We start from the raw sequence: 15,905 nt of genomic DNA, 5'->3' as shown, positions 1-15,905 counted from the left end.
TTCACTCCAACAGACCCTGCCGCATCGCGGCGGCGACGGCGGCGCCTCGATCGTTGACTCCGAGTTTCTCGTAGAGGCGCTGCACGTGGGTTTTGACGGTCGAAGGCGCAAGAAAGAGCTGGGAGGCGATGGTGGGGATACTGGCGCCCTGTGCGATCAATCCGAGAACTTCACGCTCACGGGCGCTGAGAGTCGGGCCGGACGGCTCGCTACGGCGACGCACCTCCCCCACCAGTCCGGCAGCGATGCTGGGCGGCAACACATCTCGGCCCGCGGCGCAGTCGAGCACGGCGCTCACGATCTCGGCCCGGGTGGATTCCTTCGGCAGGAATCCGGCAGCACCCGCCTGCAGAGCCTGGTACACGACGGACGATTCGTCGTGAGCACTGAGCAGGAGCACCCTGGTCGGCAACTCGTCTCGAACCACTGCTGCTGCCACCTGGGTCCCGTCCAGGTGCGGCATCCGGAAATCGATCAGCGCCACCTTCGGGCGTAATTCCCGAATCATTGCGAGCGCAGCTGCGCCGTCGTCGGCCTCGCCCAGAACGTCGATGCGGTCACTGCCGGTCAGGGCCCGAACCACGCCCTCACGAAACAACGGGTGATCGTCGCCGACCACCACGGAAACCTTGCCGACCACCGGCTTCGTGCCTTCTCGCATTGCTCACTTTCTCACGCCCGTACCAGCAATGCGAGCACTTGCGCCTCCCCCGATCGGGGGACACGCGATTCAACCCCGCCACGGCCCCGTCGGCGGACATACAGCAGCCCTGATTCGCGACAAGATTGATTCATCGCCGAGAACGGCAACCACACACCAGCCCAGGAGCAGACATCATGCGTACCAACACCACTCGCTTCGTAGCAGTCACCGCGATCGCCCTCGCTCTCGGCGGAACCGCACTGGGAACCGCGGCGGTCGCCAACGCCGGCACCATGCCGACCGACGGCCCGACGGTTGCCATGACCATCACCAACAACACCGACAACCCGATGCTGCTGGAGAGCGCGTCCAACCCCTACGGACAGTGGATCAACGGCCCCCGCTCCTACCTGGCTCCGCACACGACCGAAATCGTCACCGCCTACAGCAGCGATCCGCGCGGCATCGGTGTCGACGTCACCTACAACGTGGCCGACGGAGTCCAGACCGTCATGGCGGCCAACAACTACGCCGGCAACCCCACCCTCGACGGGACCCGCACCATCGGTGACCCGACGCACGTCATCCTCACCGACTACATGGCCACCGGCTACCCCACGATGAACGCCTCCTACGACGTCTTCACGCAGAACTGAAACGAGCGTTGAAGCAACCACGAACTTGATCCGCTACGGCCCACGACCCGGTATCCGCATGGATGTCGGGACGTGGTGTGCGCTGACCAACTCAGACGCGTTCGACCAACACGCAGCGGGCACCACTGAAGATCGTAGGCATGCACTTGTTGCAGTGGATGCACAGTGATTGGGTATCGGATTCGGCTGCGATCCGATTGATCAGATCCGGTTCTCTGAGCAGTGCCCGTGCCATGGCGACGAACTCGAACCCTTCCGCCATTGCGGTATCCATGCCCGCTTTGTCCGTGACACCGCCGAGCAGCACGAGCGGCAACTTCACCGCAGCACGGATCTGCCGAGCCTCTTCCAGCATGAACAGCGGCTTGTACGGATAGGCATGCAACATGCTCTTGCCCACCAACTGCACACCGAGCCGAACAGGCTGCGGCATCGCGGCGGCAAACTCGCGGATCGGCGCATCACCCTTGAACAGGTACATCGGGTTGAGCAGTGAGCTACCCATCGTCAACTCGAGCGCATCGACACTTCCGGATGCCTCGAGCCACTGCGCCACCTGGATTGCTTCGTCCACCCAGAATCCGCCTGGCACACCGTCGTCCATGTTCAGCTTGGCCAAGATCGCGATCTTGTCGCCGACTGCATCGCGCACACTGCGCGCAGTTTCGAGTACGACGCGAGCCCGATTCTCGAGCGATCCGCCGTAAGAATCCTTACGACGGTTCAGTTTCGGGCTCAGGAACGAGCTCGCGAAATAGTTGTGGCCGAAGTGGATCTCGACGGCGTCGAATCCTGCTTCGACGGCAAGTCGCGCAGCGCTCCCGTGCGCCGCCGCAATTCTGGTGATGTCCGCTGTGGTGGCAGTGCGAATCATCCTCATGCTCAACGGATTGAACGAACTCGACGGTGCCAGCGCAGGCAGTCCGGTCGACTTCTGATTCGCGACGGGGCCGGCGTGCCCGAGCTGCGCCGATGCTGCTGCCCCTTCGGCGTGAATGGCATCGGTGAGTCGTCGCAGTCCGGGGAGGGCATCGGGCCGCATCCACAGCTGGCCGTATTCGGTGCGCCCTTCCGGTGCGACGGCGCAATACGCGACGGTGGACATCCCGACTCCGCCGGCTGCCGGGCGGCGATGGAACTCGATCAGCTCGTCGGTGACCAGGGCGTCGGGAGTTTTGCCTTCGAATGTCGCGGACTTGATGATTCGATTTCGCAAGGTCACCGGGCCCAGCTTTGCCGGGGCGAGCACGTCGGGAGCAGTCATCAAGTTTGCCTCTCACAGGGGTTGTTTGCTGGACGGTAGATCGATGGTCCAGAGCTGGCCAGCCCCCGTGCCACGGAGCGGGAAAACAACTTCAGCCCGGCCGAGGTGGCCGGGCTGAAGTGACATCGGTGCAGATCAGATGCGTCCGAAGTACGCGTCCTTGAGCACTGCCAGGTCGTCGATGTCCTTGGCGTCGGCGTCGAGGACCACCTTGCCGATGTCGAGGACCGTCACGTGATCGGCGACGCTCATCGCGGCCTCCACTGCCTGCTCCACCAACAGAACAGCCAGGCCGGTTTCTTTGAGCTGCTGGACGCGGTCCATCACCTCACCGACGATCACCGGAGCCAGCCCGCCCGACGGTTCGTCGAGAAGGAGCAACCGCGGCTGCGCCATCAGCGCTGCGCCGATCGCGAGCATCTGCTGCTGACCGCCCGACATGGAACCGGCGGGAAGCGCACGCTTCTCCCCCAGGATCGGGAACATCTCGTACATGGACTCGACGGATTCCATCAGCTCGCCGCGCTTTGCCTTGCGGGTGTACCCGCCCAGCAGAAGGTTCTGCTCGACGGTCTGCTTGTGAAAGACCCGCTTACCCTCCTGCACGTACGCCATACCCTGCCGCACCCGCTTGTGGGCGGGAACTCCGGTGATGTCGGCACCGTCCATTTCGACGGTTCCAGAGGCCACCTTGTTGAGGCCGGACAGAGCACGGAGCGTGCTCGTCTTGCCTGCACCGTTGCGTCCGAGCAGGGCTGTCACCTGACCGGGATAGACGTCGAACGAGACATCCCAGACGACGCGCAGATCGCCGTACCCGGTCTGCAGGTTACGGACCTTCAGAATCGGTTCCATCACTTCACCTCGCTGGTCTGATGGTCTACCGCGCCGATTTCTTCGAGCAGCGCATCCTCATCACCGGACTTGACTCCGAGGTATTCGCTCAACACGCGCGGGTGATGTTCGATCGTCGCCGCATCGCCGGTGGCGATCACCTGCCCCTGCGCCAGTACCACGATCTCGTCGGCCAGCGAGAGCACGAGGCGGAAGTTGTGCTCCACCAACACCACTGTGGCCCCAGCATCTCGCAGTACCCGGATCAGGTCTGCCAGGCGTTCGAGTTCGTCCTCGTCGAGTCCGGACGCAACCTCGTCGAAGAGTACGACCCTCGGCTCGGCGATGACGGCGCGAGCAACTTCGAGCATGCGACGCATCCCCAGGGGCAGCGACGTCGCGATCTCGTTGCGCAGGTGCGACATCCCCACGAGCTCGAGAACACGCTCGGCCTCGACGATGTCGGCCTTCGCGATCCTGCGGAAGCTGGGCAGGCGAAGCACAGCCGACGCCATCGACGCGCGGTGCACCGAATACCGTCCGGATGCAACAGCTTCCAGAACCGTGATGTTCTCCGGAATCGTCGGAGTTTGGAACGTCCGCGCCACACCCACGCGCGCCACCTTGTGCGGCGACGACTGCGAGACCACCGTGTCACCGATTGTGATCACGCCGGCGTCCGCGGTGTAGAACCCGCAGATCATGTTGAGCATGGTCGTCTTACCCGAACCGTTTGGCCCGATCAACGCGGTGACCTTACCTGCCTCTGCGGTCAGGGTTGCCGCATTGAGAGCCTGGTTGCCACCGAATGCCTTGGACACTCCGTCGACCACCAACCGTGCGCCGTTGATCGGCGCCAGTTCCGGTGTTCCGCCGCTGTTCTCCTTTGCGGTGACTACGCCCAGGCCGGCCCTGCGATCGAGTTTCGAGACGATCGCTCGCCCGACCTTGGTCAGCCCACCGGAGAGCAGCACACCGCCGATGATCAGGAAGCCTCCGTAGAAGATCAGCGAGTATTCCTGAAATGCCGTCGACTGGTTGGGACCGAGCTGCATGATCGCGGCACCGACTACGGCGCCGTACACACTTGCCGCACCGCCCAGGATCGACGCCGCCAGAACCGCTGTGGCAAAGGTGAACCCGAAGGCTTCCGGCGAGATGAACAGGTCGGTATTGGCGAACAACGCACCCGCCAGACCGGCCGGGAACGCACCGATCGCATAGCCGAGCAGTTTCATCCGGAACACCGACACACCCTGCGACGACGCCAGCACCGGCGACTGCTTGAGCGTGCGGAACGCGATGCCGTGGCGCGAGACCACCAGGTTGCGCATCACCGCGAACCAGAGGACGGTCACCACGACAACCACCATGTAGTACTGCTGGGTGTCGAGTTCGGAGCCGAAGAGCGTCGGCGGCTCCATACCGGTGAGGCCGTTTCGGCCGCCGGTCTTGCCGCCGAAGATCGCCAGTACGTCCGGTACCAGCAGGACCAGGAAGAACGACGTCATCGCCAGGGACCAGTTGCCCAGTCGCAGACCGGGAACGCCGGTCAAGATGCCGACGCCCAATGCCACGGCACCGGCCGCAGCGAGCTGGACCAGAATGTCGGTGTGACCGGCCTGGGACATCAGACCCGCGGTGTATGCACCCGCCGCGTACATCGCGGCCTGGCCGAGCGCCAGTTCACCGGCAAAGCCGAGGCTCAGGTTCAGGCCGCTGACCACAAGTGCCAGGATGCAGGCCAATTGAATCTGCCGTGATGTCGACAGGTCGAGCCCCATCACGGGCAGCAGCAAGATCACTACCGCCAGGACCAGCGGGATGATCCAACTCGGAAGGGAACGGAAAGTCCGCCACGCGCTTACCATTTCACACCACCCGTTCTCGGACGTTGCCGAACAAGCCGGCAGGTTTGACCATCAAGATGATGATCAGCACCGTGAAGACGGCGATATTGCTGTACTGACTTCCCGCCCACAGTGCGGTGAACGATTCCACCAGGCCGACGGTCAGGCCGCCGATCAAAGCGCCTGGCAGAGAGCCGAACCCGCCGATCGCCAACGCCACGAATCCCTTGAGGGCCAGCGCGGCACCCAACGTCGCAACTGCAAACGTCTTGGGGCCGACAAGGAGTCCGAGGACACCGGCCAATGCACCCGAGAAGGCAAACGCACCCAGCGCCAACCGTCGTACATTGACTCCTCGCAGCATCGCCGCTTCACGATCCTCGGAGATGCCGATCAGAGCCAGACCCCTCATGGTCTTCTTCGAGACGTAACTCAACCCGATGACCAGTGCGATCGCCGCAACAAGCAGAGCGATCTCCACCGGGTAGGTACGGCCGCCGAGTAGGGTGATCGGTTCGTTCGATCCGAAGAACGGAACCGTGAGAGGTTCACTACCCCAAATCAATTGAGTTGCACCATTGAGCAGCGTGGCAACGCCAAGCGTGGTGACCAGCTGGTTCTGGTGATCGGCCACCGGTCTGATCGCGACGATCTCCTCGACCGAGGCGAGGAGCATCACGGTCACGGTTGCCATGACGGCCACCACGAGAACGGGAAGTTTCAGGGTCACGAGACCCGTGTAGGCGACGAAAGTGCCCACCATCATCAGCTGAGCTTGAGCGAAGTTGAACGTGTTGGAGGAAACGAAAACGATGTTGTACCCGATGGCAACCAGCACGTAGACCGCGCCGAGCGCCAATCCGGACCACAGAATGGTCATGACGCAGCCGGGTTTCCGAACTGACCGTTGAGGATCTTCGTCGGGCTGATGAACTTCAGCTCACTGGTATCCGGGTTCGGGCCGTGGTTGTCAGAGCTGAAGTTGTAGCGCGAGAGGAATGCGGTCTTGGCATTCTCCTGAACCTCTGCGGTTTCCAGTGCTTCGGCGAGCTTCTTCGGATCGGTCGAACTGCCGACCTTCTCCGCTGCTGCCGCGACGAGGGGGAATGCGTCGTAGTTGTCCGCGAGGATCAGCGTCGACGGGATCGAGCCCAGCGACGCCATCGTGTCCACCATCGTGTTGACGAGCGCGTTGTTCGGATCGAACACCGTGCTGGTGAACACCTGCGTCACCAGGTTCTTCACCTGCGGGGTGCCGAGCACACCGGCGGGCGGATCATTGGCGATGAGGTTGGTGGCAGAGACCGACGTGTTGCCGATCAACGGCACGTCCCAGCCGAGTCGCTCCAGGCTCTGCAACACGTATCCGAGCGGGGCGCCGTACGCGTCCAACGCGATTGCCGTTGCACCGGCATTCTTGAGGGACTGCAACTGCGCCGTCATGTCCAGAGCAGCGGCGTCGTATTCTTCGTTGCCGGCAGCCTTCAGACCGACCTTCTCGAGCGCACCGGTCATCTCCTCGCCGAAGAGTTCACCGTAAGCGGTACTACCGTGCAGGACTCCGACGCTGCTGTAGCCCTTGGTCTTTGCATACTCGGAGATGCCGCGAGCGGTGTCGGTCGCGCCCGGAGCCAGGTCGAAGTTCAGCGGGAACTTCGAGGGGTCCGTGGAATCGGGAGAAGGCGCCATGCTCAGCGAGAGGATGTTGTTCTGCTTGAGGATCGGGAGAACCGCAGCCGCGATCGACGAAGGACCCGAGTTGAGGTAGAGGTCAGGCTTGTTCCCCGAGTTGATGGCTTCGCGCAGCTTGGTGACAGCGATGGTTGCATCACCCGCGTCATCGACAGTGGTGAGCTCGATCTGACGGCCGCCGATGCCCCCGGCCTCGTTCTGGACCTGAACGCCGGCCTTCGTGGCCAGCAGGGAAGTCTGCGAGTTCGCCGCGAGAACACCCTGCGCACTGATCCCGCCGGTCAGCAGGACGCGGTACGGCGAATCCGCGCCACCTTCGGACTCCGAAGAACCACTACACCCCGCGAGAGCCAGAGCCGTCACGGCAACTGCCGCAACAAGAATGGGCCGACGATTCATGTCTGCACTCCTAGAACACATGTATGCACCGAACGTCAGGCGAATACCTGACGAAAGAAGGATCGGCCGGTGGGAACGCCTGATTTCGAGCACCAGCCAGCCAAGCACCCGCTTGATGATCTAGCAAGCAGTTGCTTGGGTTGGAGCATAGAATGTGATCTGGATAACGTCAAACGCACAAAAGAGGAGTCATGGAAGCGGACGCTATGCATATTCGGGCGGCCTCGACAGACCGATTCCCGCTGGGTGGAAACGCCAAAACGGCTCCACGCCCTGCGGGATTCGATGAGGTGAATCCGAGCAGGGCGTGGAGCCGTTTGCGTAAAGGTCTGAACTATCGCTGGTTTCGTGGCTTCCAAACCACCAACGCGTTGTTGCGTGGAATCGGAACGAGGTCCCGGCGATAGCCCGCATGGACTTTCGCGATTTCCTCGGCCAGTTCGCGGACGCGATGCTGCAGAGCCTCGACCTGGTTGGTCAGTTCGATGATCCGTTTGATTCCGGCGAGGTTGACGCCCTCGTCCTGCGAAAGCCGTTGCACTTCACGCAGAAGCGCAACATCACGCGGGGAGTAGCGTCGTCCGCCACCAGTGGTTCGGTGAGGGGTGACCAAACCGAGTCGATCGTAGTTACGCAAGGTCTGCGCATGCATTCCGGCCAACTCGGCTGCCACCGAGATCACGAAGATCTGGGCGTCAGGATCGACCGTCGCATCCCATTGATTCTGCGGTCGTTCGGTCATCATGCACCGGCCCACCCGGCCCGTGGATCGAACCCGCTCGCCTTCTCGGCTTCGAGATAGGTCTTCAGCGCTTCGATCGCCGGGTCGTCCAACTTCTGCGGGACGGATACCTTGACGGTGACCAGAAGGTCGCCTGCCCCCTCGGGACGCTTGGGGATGCCGCGTCCGCGAACTCGCAGAATGCGTCCGTCCACCGTTCCGGCCGGAACCTTCACTCCGACGCGGCCGTCCAGGGTCGGCACGGACAGTGTCGTCCCGAGCACCAGTTCGCCGTAGCTCACCGGAACCGTCAGCGTCAGATCGTCGCCGTTACGGCCGAAGACATTGTCCGGCTTGACGCGGATGTTGACGAACAGGTCACCCGCCGGAGCTCCGCGGAGACCCGCTTCGCCCTTGCCCTTGAGTCTGATTTTCTGACCGTCGCTCACGCCTGCCGGCACGCGAACCGTGATGGTCCGTGTCCGGTTGGTGACGCCGCTACCGTGGCAGTCCTCGCAAGGCGAGTCGATGATCGAGCCGGTTCCCCGGCAGTCGTCACACGGCTCACTGAATCCGAATGCGCCCTGGTTGCGGCTGACCACGCCGGTTCCGTTGCAATGCGGGCACACTCGCGGGCTGGTGCCCGGCTTTGCGCCGCTGCCGTGACACGTGGTGCACGACGTCGGGCTGGTCAGACGAAGTGGGACGGTGACACCGAGCGCCGCTTCGCGGAAGGCGAGCGTCGTCTCGGTCTCGAGGTCCTTGCCTCGACGCGGGCGGTTGGGCGCAGCGGTGCGCTGGCCCGCTCCCCCGCGATTGAACAATCCGCCGAAGATGTCTCCGAGACCCGAGTCCTGCCCGCCGGCACCGCCGCCGAACAGGTCGTTGATGTCGAAACCACCAGCGCCGGGGTTGAATCCACCGCCACCTTGCGCACGGGGACCGAAGCCTCCGCTGGCAAAGAGGCGCCTGGCCTCGTCGTACTCCTTGCGCTTGTCCGGATCAGACAGAACGGCATGAGCTTCACTGACGGACTTGAAACGCTCTTCGGCCTTCGCATCGTCAGGGTTGGCGTCGGGATGAAGATCCCGGGCCAGCTTGCGATACGCCTTCTTGATTTCGTCGGCCGTCGCGGTGGACGAGACGCCCAGCTCCTTGTAGAAGTCCTTCTCGATCCACTCCCGTTGACTCACTGGGCGTCTCCTCCTCTCACTCTTACTTCGCTTCTTGTTCTGAACCGTCTGCAGGCTTGTCGCCTACCCGGTCCGTCACGGCCACCATTGCGGTCCGAAGGACCCGGTCGCCGAGCTTGTAACCCTTGCGCATGACCGTCCCGAGTACGGGGTCGTGGCCTTCGCCTTCATGCTGCACCGCTTCGTGGAGTGCGGGATCGAAATCGTCGCCCTCGTTACCGAAGTCGGTCAAACCCAGACCCGTCAGGGTCGTGTTGAGCTTGTCCGCGAGTGCACGCAGTGGACCTGATTCGAGGTCACCGTGTGCCCGAGCGCGATCCAGGTCGTCGAGGATTCCGATGAGTTCGGTGATGACCGAAGCGCGCGCGGTTTCCTTGATGACCTGCTTGTCACGCTCGACGCGACGACGGTAGTTGGTGAACTCCGCCTGAAGTCGCTGCAGATCCGCAGTTCGTTCGGCGAGCTGATCGGTGGCGGATGCTTCCTCCACGATCGACTCTGCTTCCTGAACTACCCCTGTGTCTTCCGAGTCGAGCGGCGGCAGGGATTCCCCCGCCGCCTCTCCCTGTGCACCGGTCTCGGGGTCGACCGGGTTGTTCTCGGAGTTGTCCGAGGTCACTTCTTGTCCGAGTCGGTGGGCTCGTCGACAACCTCGGCGTCGACGACGTCGTCGTCATTGCCTGCGCCGTCGGTGTTTCCGGCCTCGTTTGCAGCGGAAGCCTCGTAGATGGCCTGGCCCAGAGCCTGCGACTCGGTGCCCAGCTTCTCCACTGCGGTCTTCACTGCAGCGATGTCGGTGCCTGCCAGGGCGTCGTTGACGTCCTTGACCGCTGCCTCGACCTTGGTCAGGATCTCCTCGGAGACCTTGCCCGCGTTCTCACCTTCACGCTGCTCCTTGACGAACTTCTCCGTCTGGTGGACCAGCGACTCGGCCTGGTTGCGGACCTCTGCCTCTTCGCGACGTGCCTTGTCTTCCTCGGCGTGAGCCTCGGCGTCCTTGACCATGCGCTCGATCTCTTCCTTGGACAGACCGGAGCCGTCCTGGATCTTGATCGTGTTTTCCTTGCCGGTGCCCTTGTCCTTCGCCGTCACGTGCACGATGCCGTTGGCGTCGATGTCGAAGGTGACCTCGATCTGCGGAACGCCACGCGGGGCGGGCGGCAGATCGGTGAGCTCGAAGGAGCCGAGCAGCTTGTTGTGCGAAGCGATTTCGCGCTCACCCTGGAAGACCTGGATCTGCACCGAAGGCTGATTGTCGTCAGCGGTGGTGAAGGTCTCGGAACGCTTCGTGGGGATGGTGGTGTTGCGCTCGATGAGCTTGGTCATCACGCCACCCTTGGTTTCGATACCGAGGGAAAGCGGCGTGACGTCGAGAAGCAGAACGTCCTTGACCTCGCCCTTGAGCACGCCGGCCTGGAGTGCGGCGCCGACTGCGACGACCTCGTCCGGGTTGACACCCTTGTTGGGCTCACGGCCACCGGTCAGTTCACGAACCAGATCGGAGACTGCCGGCATACGGGTGGAGCCACCGACGAGCACGACATGGTCGATGTCCTTGACGGCGATTCCGCTGTCCTTGATCACTGCCTGGAACGGCGCACGGGTGCGATCGAGCAGGTCCGAGGTGATCTTCTGGAACTCGCTGCGGGAGAGCTGCTCGTCCAGGAAGAGCGGGTTCTTGTCCGCGTCGACCGTGATGTACGGGAGGTTGATGGAGGTGCTCTGCGAGCTGGAGAGCTCGATCTTCGCCTTCTCCGCAGCCTCACGCAGACGCTGCAGGGCCATCTTGTCCTTGGTCAGATCGATGCCGTTCTGAGCCTTGAACTTGTCGACCAGCCAAGCGACGACGCGCTCGTCCCAGTCGTCGCCACCGAGGTGGTTGTCACCGGAGGTTGCGCGAACCTCGACGACGCCGTCGCCGATTTCGAGCAGGGAGACGTCGAAGGTGCCGCCACCGAGGTCGAAGACCAGAATGGTCTGCTCGGTGTCACCCTTGTCCAGTCCGTATGCCAGTGCAGCCGCGGTGGGCTCGTTGACGATACGAAGGACGTTGAGGCCGGCGATCTGGCCGGCTTCCTTGGTTGCCTGACGCTGTGCGTCCTCGAAGTATGCGGGGACGGTGATGACGGCGTCGGTGATGTCTTCGCCGAGGTAAGCCTCCGCGTCACGCTTGAGCTTCATGAGCGTGCGGGCGCTGATTTCCTGCGGCGTGTACTTCTTGCCGTCGATTTCCACGTTCCAGTCAGTGCCGATGTGGCGCTTGACGGAGCGGAGGGTGCGGTCGACGTTCGTGACTGCCTGGTTCTTCGCGGGCTGACCGACGAGAACCTCGCCGTTCTTGGCAAATGCGACCACCGAGGGGGTGGTACGTGAGCCTTCGGCGTTGGCGACCACTACGGGCTCGCCGCCCTCCAGCACTGCAACTACCGAGTTGGTCGTACCGAGATCGATACCGACTGCACGAGCCATAGTGTTCCTACCTTTCGTTCTGCGGTTCTCTGCCCGAGTGGTTGATCTCGAACATGACCGCGAGTTTTTCGCTTGGTGAGCGTCCTCCGCTCAAGTTTGCCTCCGACCGTGGCCGGGAGTCAACTCGAAGTTGAGCCGAGGGCGCTCAAGCTTGTCGAAATGGTCAACTACAGCCCACGTAGATTTGTTCCCGCCTTCCCCGAAAAGCCGAAAAAGTGCGCCACATCACTTCCGAATCTCTCCGAATGGCTACGATCGGCCGGTGACCGATCCCGACAATTCTCCCGTTCGACCTGCTCGACCGGCGCCGGCGCGCCCCGCACCCGAGCGACCCGACGTCTCGGTTCGGCCGCTCCGACCTGCAGCGAACGACGAGATGCCCAAGGCCGTGACCTTGTCCACCTCTGCCTGGATCGGCTCGTTCGTCGTCCTGGCCGGTATCGCCGGAGTGGTAGTCACCAGCCTCGACGACGTCCGGTCAGCCCTCGAAGAATCGACTGCGCGCGACAATCCCGGATACTCGTCCACCGACATCTCCGATGCCGTCACGGTCGTCCTGGCCGGCAGTGGCGGCGGCGCTCTCGTCCTGATCCTGCTCGCACTCATGAGCCTTCAACTCCTCCGTGCCCGCAAGAACGCCGGGCGGGTGATGACGGCGATCGTCGGAGCCCTCAGCATCGCGGCCGGACTCGGCTTCATGTCTCTGGTCGACGGCGCCGCGGATATCGGCGCCGGAGTTCTGAGATGGGGTCCGATTCTCTACTGCGTCCTTGTAGCAGTGGCGGCGATCGCTCCGTTTGCTCCCGGTGTCAGCACCTGGCTGCGAGTACGCCGATGAAGGTTCACGTACAACTCGACTCCGCGCCGGGCGCGGGCGCTGCTCGCAGCCGTGAACTCGCGGACACCGGCGCCGGTGGCCTGTTCACCTTCGAGGGACCACACGACGTGTTCTTCCCGCTCGTCGAAGCGGCATCGGCCGTCGACCTCGACCTGATGACCAACGTCGCCATCGCATTCCCCCGCAGTCCCATGCATCTGGCGCATTCGGCCAACGACCTACAGTTGCTCAGTCGCGGCCACTTTCGCCTCGGTCTCGGATCGCAGATCAAACCGCACATCGAAAAACGCTACAGCGCAACGTGGTCGCGTCCAGCGGCCCGCATGAAGGAGACGGTCGCAGCGGTCAAGGCGATCTTCACGGCGTGGGAGAACACCTCGACGCTGAACTTCCGCGGCGAGTTCTTCACCCACACTCTGATGCCCCCGACGTTCGATCCAGGCCCCAATCCCTATGGACCGCCGCCCATCCTGATGGGTGCGCTCGGACCGGTGATGACCCGGACGGCGGCGGAGGTGGCCGACGGACTCCTGGTCATGCCGTTCCACACGCAACGCCATTTCCTCGAACGAACACTTCCGGCCGTCGATGCCGGCCTCCGTGAATCCGGCCGCACCCGAGACGAATTCACGATCATCCCGCAGGTCATCGTCGGCGTCGGCCGCGGCGACGATCAACTTGCCGCGGCCGCCCGAGGCGTCAGAGCCCTGCTCTCGTTCTACGGTTCGACGCCCGCATACCGTCCGGTGCTCGACGTCGAAGGGTGGGGCGAGGTCCAACCGGAACTCAATGCCCTGTCGAAGCGAGGTGGTTACGCCGACATGGCATCACTGATCACCGATCCGATGCTGACAACACTCGCCGTCGTCGGCACCCCCGAAGAGTGTGCCGCCGAGATTCGGCGCCGGTTCGGCGAGCATGCCGACGAAGTGTGCTGCTACTTCCCGGGTTACGACGTAGAGCCGGCTGACGTGGCGTCGATGATCTCGCTTCTCACCTGAACCTGGTCGAACTTCCTGATCAGGCCCCCAAGGTACGGGCCAGCTCGGTCAACGACTCCCGGGCAGCACGCAGGCTCGCGTCACCCTGCTCGATCAGCGGTGCCATCGCCGGAATACGCTGCGCCAAAGTCAGTTCCGCGGTGATGACGGAGACATCCATTCCCATCGACACCCCGAGCACCTGAACGAGTGGCGGGACGGTGTGATCGTTGGCCTCGTTCCCCGAGCCCGGTGCATAGGTGTTCCCACGGCTGGACACGATCACCACGGGCTTACCTGCGAGCGGCTGAGTACGCGTGTCGAAAGGCACCGTAGTCCCCAGGACGTGCACGTAATCTATCCACGCCTTCAACGTCGACGGGATCGACCAGTTGTACATCGGCGCGCCGATCACGACTACGTCTGCAGCGGTAAGTTGCTCGATGACCCGAGCCTGTAGTGCTTCCGCGGCGGGATCCGGAATCTCTCCCTCGACCCGCAAGCGTGGTGCATAGTGCAAGGCCGCGTCCGCGAGGTGCGGCAAGGGATCCCGGTGCAGGTCCACCGTCACCGTCGTGTGATCCGGACTGTTGTTCGACCACTGCTGAGCGAACAGGGCGGTGAGATCACGAGAGGTCGAGTTGTGGAGTTCGGCAGACGAATCAATGTGAAGTAGCTGTGGCATCCTTCATCAGTACCAGAGCGCGCTCAACTCTTCTCCGCGGCGAGATCGGATTCTGCCGCGTACTGCGCCAGCAGGACACGTTCGCGCTCGCGGCGCGGATAGAAGAACGTCACCACCGCGGCACCGGCACACACGATGATGATCGCCGCGATGTAGGCGTTTGTATCCCCGTCCAGGAAGGCGTTTTTGGCGGCGGTCATGATTTGGTCCGCGTATTGCGGGTAGCGTTCCGCGAGAACTTCGGCGCTGGAGAAAGATTTGGTGAGCGCGGCCTGAGTTTCGGGAGTCACCTCGGATGCGTTCGGCGAGGACGAGATCGCATTCCCCAACGATTTTGCGTACCCGGCCGTGAGTATTCCGCCGAGAATCGACTGCATGATGGCGCCGCCCAGATCGCGTTGCAAATCCGAGGTTCCCGACGCCATACCAGCGCGGTGCACGGGAACGGATCCGGTCAGCGAACGCGATGCCGGTGTGCCTGCCAGGCCGACGCCGATCCCGACAAGCGCATAGGCAAGCGCGACCTGCCAATACTGTGTGCTTTCGTTCCACAGGAAAAGCGCGACAAACAACCCGAGAACCACGAACAGGTAGCCGGAGAGCAGCGTGACGCGGGCGCCGTACCTTTCGATCATGGTCGCCGAGCGCGGCGCAACGATCACCATCGCCAGCGCAGCCGGAATGATCGCCGCACCGGCTGCCAGCGTCGAGTAGCCGAGGACGTTCTGCAGGAACTGCTGGCCGATGAACATCGCGCCCATGAGCGAACCGAACACGACCAACCCGCCCACCGCCGCGACCCAGAAGGTCGGGCGGGCAGCCACGTGAAGATCGAACAGCGGATTGACCGCGCGTCGCTGTTGCAGGAAGAACCCGATACCCGCGACGACCGCTATCGCCCCGAGCACCAGAGCCAACGTGCCCGAACCCTTCACCGGCGCAAAGTTGATGGACAGCACCAGCGCCCCGATGAAGACGATCGACACTATGCCGCCGAGGTGATCAACTCGCTCGGTCGTCTCGTTGACGTGCGCGGGCACCAACACCAGCGAACAGATCAGTGCCACGAGAGCCAACGGAAGGGTGACGAAGAAGACCGAACCCCAGTGAAACTGCTCGAGCAGCGCCCCCGAGACGATCGGACCGAGTGCTGAAATCGCGCCACCGATTGCGGACCACATGGCAATCGCCTTGGTCCGTGCCGGTCCGGCCCACAGCGCCGTGATGATCGCCAGCGTGGTCGGGAATGCAAGACCTGCCGAGACGCCTCCGACTATCCGAGCAAGGAACAGCACTTCGAAGTTCCCGGCGAATCCAGCCACGATCGACGCCGGAATAGACAGCGCCATGCCGGTGACCAGCAGCATCTTGCGGCCGTATCGGTCTCCCAACGCCCCAAGGTAGAGCACCGTTCCGGCCAGGCCCAACGAGTACCCGACCGCGATCAGGTTCAGTTGCGTCTGGCTGGCGTCGAAGGCCCGCCCGATGTCCGGCAGCGCGACATTCGCGACCGAGAGATTGAGATTCGCGACCGCAGCGACCAGGATGAGCGTCCCCAGGACGAGGGTGGCTCGATCCGGTGAAGCGGACTTGATGTCACTCGCCATGCGCGTGCTCCCATCGAGGTGGGACCCGAACCTGGGAGTTATGTCCGGGTCATCCCGAACTCAAGATAGAACCC

General features: G+C 63.2%; 15 protein-coding genes. 3 read left to right on the top strand and 12 right to left on the bottom strand.

The annotated features are described in order from the left end of the window. Window position 1: 1 nt before the first annotated feature. Window positions 2-661 (bottom strand): response regulator, encoded by a 660-nt coding sequence (locus RE4_RS18730; RefSeq protein ID WP_019749393.1) that lies wholly within the window; start codon window positions 659-661, stop codon window positions 2-4. Window positions 662-837: 176 nt separating this feature from the next. Here RE4_RS18730 and RE4_RS18725 point away from each other — a divergent pair, with 176 nt between their 5' ends. Beyond that, window positions 838-1,299 (top strand): hypothetical protein, encoded by a 462-nt coding sequence (locus RE4_RS18725; protein ID WP_060939119.1) that lies wholly within the window; start codon window positions 838-840, stop codon window positions 1,297-1,299. Between the two features lie 91 nt (window positions 1,300-1,390). On the opposite strand, the gene RE4_RS18720 is transcribed toward RE4_RS18725, so the two are convergent. The 9 genes from RE4_RS18720 to dnaK all read right to left on the bottom strand — a co-directional run bounded on the left by RE4_RS18720 (window position 1,391) and on the right by dnaK (window position 11,721). Next, window positions 1,391-2,566, bottom strand: a complete 1,176-nt coding sequence (locus RE4_RS18720) for an NADH:flavin oxidoreductase (RefSeq protein WP_024487410.1) — start codon at window positions 2,564-2,566, stop codon at window positions 1,391-1,393. A gap of 132 nt (window positions 2,567-2,698) precedes the next feature. Next, a complete protein-coding gene (locus RE4_RS18715) occupies window positions 2,699-3,418 on the bottom strand; it encodes an ABC transporter ATP-binding protein (RefSeq protein ID WP_020723665.1) in 720 nt (239 codons plus the stop codon). Further along, the gene (locus tag RE4_RS18710; RefSeq protein ID WP_019749389.1) at window positions 3,418-5,268 is read right to left on the bottom strand and encodes a branched-chain amino acid ABC transporter ATP-binding protein/permease; all 1,851 of its coding nucleotides are present in this window, start codon (window positions 5,266-5,268) and stop codon (window positions 3,418-3,420) included. The genes RE4_RS18715 and RE4_RS18710 overlap by 1 nt, the downstream gene beginning before the upstream one ends. Before the next feature lies 1 nt (window position 5,269). Continuing rightward, window positions 5,270-6,127 (bottom strand): branched-chain amino acid ABC transporter permease, encoded by an 858-nt coding sequence (locus RE4_RS18705; RefSeq protein ID WP_060939118.1) that lies wholly within the window; start codon window positions 6,125-6,127, stop codon window positions 5,270-5,272. Next, window positions 6,124-7,338, bottom strand: coding sequence for an ABC transporter substrate-binding protein (locus tag RE4_RS18700; RefSeq protein WP_019749387.1), 1,215 nt, complete (start codon window positions 7,336-7,338; stop codon window positions 6,124-6,126). Before RE4_RS18700 ends, RE4_RS18705 begins: the two co-directional genes overlap by 4 nt. Window positions 7,339-7,672: 334 nt before the next feature. Further along, window positions 7,673-8,083: a heat shock protein transcriptional repressor HspR gene (locus tag RE4_RS18695; RefSeq protein WP_003944355.1), complete on the bottom strand. Its 411-nt coding sequence runs from the start codon at window positions 8,081-8,083 to the stop codon at window positions 7,673-7,675. Next, window positions 8,080-9,252, bottom strand: coding sequence for a molecular chaperone DnaJ (gene dnaJ / locus RE4_RS18690; protein ID WP_019749386.1), 1,173 nt, complete (start codon window positions 9,250-9,252; stop codon window positions 8,080-8,082). Before dnaJ ends, RE4_RS18695 begins: the two co-directional genes overlap by 4 nt. Window positions 9,253-9,274: 22 nt before the next feature. Continuing rightward, window positions 9,275-9,871: a nucleotide exchange factor GrpE gene (gene grpE / locus RE4_RS18685; protein ID WP_019749385.1), complete on the bottom strand. Its 597-nt coding sequence runs from the start codon at window positions 9,869-9,871 to the stop codon at window positions 9,275-9,277. Beyond that, a complete protein-coding gene (gene dnaK, locus RE4_RS18680) occupies window positions 9,868-11,721 on the bottom strand; it encodes a molecular chaperone DnaK (protein WP_019749384.1) in 1,854 nt (617 codons plus the stop codon). The genes grpE and dnaK overlap by 4 nt, the downstream gene beginning before the upstream one ends. A 262-nt stretch (window positions 11,722-11,983) precedes the next feature. On the opposite strand from dnaK, the gene RE4_RS18675 reads away from it, so the two are divergent. Continuing rightward, window positions 11,984-12,559, top strand: a complete 576-nt coding sequence (locus RE4_RS18675) for a hypothetical protein (RefSeq protein ID WP_019749383.1) — start codon at window positions 11,984-11,986, stop codon at window positions 12,557-12,559. Continuing rightward, window positions 12,556-13,560 carry a TIGR03617 family F420-dependent LLM class oxidoreductase gene (locus RE4_RS18670; protein ID WP_060939117.1) on the top strand — a complete coding sequence of 335 codons (1,005 nt, stop codon included), beginning with the start codon at window positions 12,556-12,558 and terminating at the stop codon, window positions 13,558-13,560. The genes RE4_RS18675 and RE4_RS18670 overlap by 4 nt, the downstream gene beginning before the upstream one ends. Window positions 13,561-13,579: 19 nt before the next feature. Here the strand turns inward: RE4_RS18670 and RE4_RS18665 are convergent, their stop codons facing one another. Both RE4_RS18665 and RE4_RS18660 read right to left on the bottom strand, forming a co-directional pair. Then, entirely contained in the window at window positions 13,580-14,224 is a 645-nt protein-coding gene (locus tag RE4_RS18665) for an FMN-dependent NADH-azoreductase (protein ID WP_019749381.1), read from the bottom strand. Between the two features lie 23 nt (window positions 14,225-14,247). Next, window positions 14,248-15,831: an MFS transporter gene (locus RE4_RS18660; protein WP_019749380.1), complete on the bottom strand. Its 1,584-nt coding sequence runs from the start codon at window positions 15,829-15,831 to the stop codon at window positions 14,248-14,250. Between the last annotated feature and the right edge of the window lie 74 nt (window positions 15,832-15,905).

Source organism: Rhodococcus erythropolis NBRC 15567, from assembly GCF_001552595.1.
Lineage (GTDB): Bacteria > Actinomycetota > Actinomycetes > Mycobacteriales > Mycobacteriaceae > Rhodococcus_F > Rhodococcus_F erythropolis.
The sequence above is the reverse complement of the archived record's forward strand: the minus strand, read 5'-3'. Positions and strand labels throughout refer to the sequence as shown.